We start from the raw sequence: 3,439 nt of genomic DNA, 5'->3' as shown, positions 1-3,439 counted from the left end.
TGTACATTGGCGCTCCGTCCATAATTACCGGAGATAGCCATGCAACAAGAACCAAGCGCCATCGAGACCGTCGTCCTCTGGCTCAATAATGTGATTTGGAACCCGGCGTTCATCTGGCTCTGCCTCGGCGTCGGCCTGTTTTTTTCGCTGATGACCCGCTTCGCCCAGGTGCGCCACTTCACCGAGATGTGCCGCCTGCTTTTCCGCTCCGATGATTCCACCGAGCACGGCATTTCTTCATTCCAGGCGCTGTCGGTGTCGCTCTCTGGTCGGGTCGGCATCGGCAATATCGCCGGTGTCGCCGCCGCCATCGGTTTTGGTGGCCCCGGCGCGGTGTTCTGGATGTGGGTCGTCGCCTTTCTCGGCGCGAGTACCGCTTATGTGGAATCCACCCTCGGCCAGATTTACAAGGTGCATGACAAGGCGGCGGGGGTGTTTCTCGGCGGCCCCGCCTATTATTTTGAGCGCTGCCTCGGCTGGCGCTGGTACGGGATTTTGTTCGCCGTCGCCGCCACCTTCGCCTGTGGCCTCTTTCTGATTGGCCCGCAGGCCAACGGTGTTGCCAGCGCGATGGTGCAGATTTTCGGCGAAGGGCAGGCGATCACGACCGGGATTGCCGGGGAAGTCGGCTCGCACCGCCTGATTGCCACCGCCTGCGTGCTGGTGCTGCTGTCGTTCATCATCTTTGGCGGCATCCGCCGCATCGCCAGTTTCGCCCAGGTCATCGTGCCGTTCATGGCACTCGCCTACATCGTGCTGGCGATGATCATCGTCTTCATCAATATCAACCGCGTGCCGGAGCTGCTGGCGCTCATCGTCAGCGATGCCTTCAATCCTGCCGCCGGATTCGGCGCGGCCATCGGCATGGGGGTCAAGCGCGGTATCTATTCCAACGAGGCCGGGCAAGGCACGGGCGCACACGCGGCCGCCGCCGCCGCCGTTGAGCATCCGGTGCAACAGGGGCTGGTGCAGGCATTTTCCGTCTATATCGACACCCTGTTCGTCTGCACCGCGACCGCGCTCATCATCCTGATGACCAAGCAGTACAACATCGTCGCCGGGCAACATTTCGCGGGCGAAGCGACGCAATACATCGCCACCTACCTGAAAGACGCCAGCGGCGCGGTGATTAACGCCGACCCCGGCACCACCGCCTTCACCCAGTACGCGATGGCGAGCGTCTTTGGCAAAAGCGGGCCGGTGCTGGTCGCCCTCGCCACCTTCTTCTTCGCCTTCACCACCATCCTCGCCTACTACTACATCGCCGAGACCAACATCCTCTATCTGGCGCGCAAATTCGGCTGGGAGCGCGACGTCACCCTCATCGTCAAACTGAGCGCGATGCTGGCCGTCACCTACGGCGCGGTCGGCAGCGCGGGCTACATCTGGAAACTGGGCGACATCGGCGTCGGCCTCAACGCCTGGCTGAACATCATCGGCCTGCTGCTCATCTCCTTCCGCGCCGGACGGCCGACCATCCGCGCCCTGCGCGATTACGAACGCCAGCAAAAAGAAAAAGCCGCCGTATATACCTTCGACCCGCAAGCACTCGGCATCAAGCACGCGACGTTTTGGGAAGAGCGCCTCCAGGCGGAAACAGAAAAGACGAAGCCATAGCCGCAGTGCATCGCGCCCAAACGGGGCGGAATAACCCTGTCTCCGCTCCGTTTTATCCAGCATAAAAAACAAACTGCCATGAATAACCCGGAGTCCCCTGCCGAGCGGAAAAAATTCCGCTTCCCGCTCGTGCTGACCGATACCGCGCGAGATTTGCAAAACCTGTCGGAAAAATATTGCCACCTGGTACAAGTCTGCACCATCAGGGACGACCAGCTCACGGCCATTCCCCCAGAAATCAGCCGATTTGAAAATCTGGAAGAGCTGCATATTGGCGGCGCACGCATCGCCGCGTGCTCACCAGAAATCCGCCATTGCAAAAAACTGCGACGGTTAGTATTGAGTGGCGGCGTGACAATGACGACCATTCCGGCAGAAATCATGCTGGCAACCTCACTGGAAGCATTACGGATTCACCAAATCAAAGAAATTCCATCCGAAATCGGGCAGCTTGAGCATTTGCGCATTCTGGACCTACAATTCAACAAAATCGCCGCATTACCCAAAGAAATCGGGCAATTGCACAACCTCCAAGAACTCAATCTGGGAAATAACCGCATTACAACTCTCCCCGCAGAAATTGGCGCACTCTCCAACCTGCACACACTCAACCTGGGTGAAAACCACCTTGCCGCATTACCCGAAACGATTGGCCAACTGCAAAGCCTGCGACGCCTCGATCTGCATATCAACAAACTGACCGCGCTTCCCGCCGAGCTGGGAAAACTGCAATCCCTGCAAGAACTGGCTTTACGAAATAACTGCCTTGAAACCCTGCCTGCAGCATTTGCCAACCTGAAAAACCTGAGTTATCTCACCCTGTCACGAAATCGGTTTTCCCGATTCCCGCCAGAGCTCCTGGAACTGACCCAACTGGAATGGCTATGGCTCGCCTATAATCAAATAAAAATCTTACCAGCGGAAATTGCACAACTACAAAAACTCCATGACCTGGACCTGCAAGGGAATCAACTTTCCCTGCTGCCGGAAACTATTGGCCAATTACAAAACCTGTGCGAACTTCGCCTGGGCGAAAATCCGTTACTCAGCATTCCCCAAACATTAAAAGAATTACGCCTTAACAAAAACCGCCGGGGCAAAGAACCCCTGCTGATATTTGGCGACAATCCCATATCACCACACTGCACCGACACATTCCGGTTTATCGAATGCGACCCGCGCCACGTCCGCAACTGCTGGCGATAAACCCGTTGCCGACTTTGCCCGCCGCCTCGCCGCCCGACTCGGCCTGCCGTGGGTCAATGCCATCGAAAAAATCCGCGACAACGACCCGCAAAAACAACAGGCGAACAGCTACCACCAATGCGCCAACCCTGACGGCATCTTTGCCGTGCATAACGTCCGCCGCGAACCGGTGCTGCTCATCGACGACATCACCGATTCTGGCGGATCTTCACCATCGCCGCCGCTCTCATCCCCATCAGTGGCAGTGCGCGCGGGTGGACGAAACCACCATGCTCACCGCGCTCACAGCGGGCGGCTACGCCATCGGCATCCTGCCGGACAGCCTGCCCAAAGCCAGCACCAGCTGCAAATGACGCACCGCTCTGCAAAACAGGCAACTGCTGCTGCTCTTGCCTTGGCATCCCGAAGTAGGTTTTACCACCGCACACGCAGCAACGCGCAGCCGCCACCCCTACATCCTCGCCGACAGCGCCATCGTCGTCCACACCGCCACAAGGACAGCCCCAGCAGCGTGCAAGAAAACCTGAATGAACCGCCCCACACATCGGAGGGCGGATGGACTGGATCAGGCAGCTTTGTCTAATCCGTCTTTTTGGCGATAGTACGCCGCTTCAAA

General features: G+C 58.1%; 3 protein-coding genes and 1 pseudogene. All 4 read left to right on the top strand.

The annotated features are described in order from the left end of the window. The first annotated feature begins 39 nt into the window (after positions 1–39). The 4 genes and pseudogenes from Q0349_RS04710 (at position 40) to Q0349_RS04700 (ending at position 3,350) form a co-directional block, all read left to right on the top strand. The gene (locus Q0349_RS04710; protein ID WP_298079724.1) at positions 40–1,617 is read left to right on the top strand and encodes an alanine/glycine:cation symporter family protein; all 1,578 of its coding nucleotides are present in this window, start codon (positions 40–42) and stop codon (positions 1,615–1,617) included. A 129-nt stretch (positions 1,618–1,746) separates the two neighbouring features. Further along, positions 1,747–2,823 (top strand): leucine-rich repeat domain-containing protein, encoded by a 1,077-nt coding sequence (locus tag Q0349_RS04705; RefSeq protein ID WP_298079723.1) that lies wholly within the window; start codon positions 1,747–1,749, stop codon positions 2,821–2,823. Positions 2,824–2,827: 4 nt separating this feature from the next. Further along, a pseudogene (locus Q0349_RS14075) lies at positions 2,828–3,025 on the top strand (phosphoribosyltransferase); the annotation flags it as partial. Positions 3,026–3,212: 187 nt separating this feature from the next. Beyond that, positions 3,213–3,350, top strand: coding sequence for a hypothetical protein (locus Q0349_RS04700; RefSeq protein WP_298079722.1), 138 nt, complete (start codon positions 3,213–3,215; stop codon positions 3,348–3,350). Positions 3,351–3,439 lie beyond the last annotated feature (89 nt).

The organism is uncultured Cardiobacterium sp. (assembly GCF_938028185.1).
Classification (GTDB): Bacteria; Pseudomonadota; Gammaproteobacteria; order Cardiobacteriales; family Cardiobacteriaceae; genus Cardiobacterium.
The sequence above is the reverse complement of the archived record's forward strand: the minus strand, read 5'-3'. Positions and strand labels throughout refer to the sequence as shown.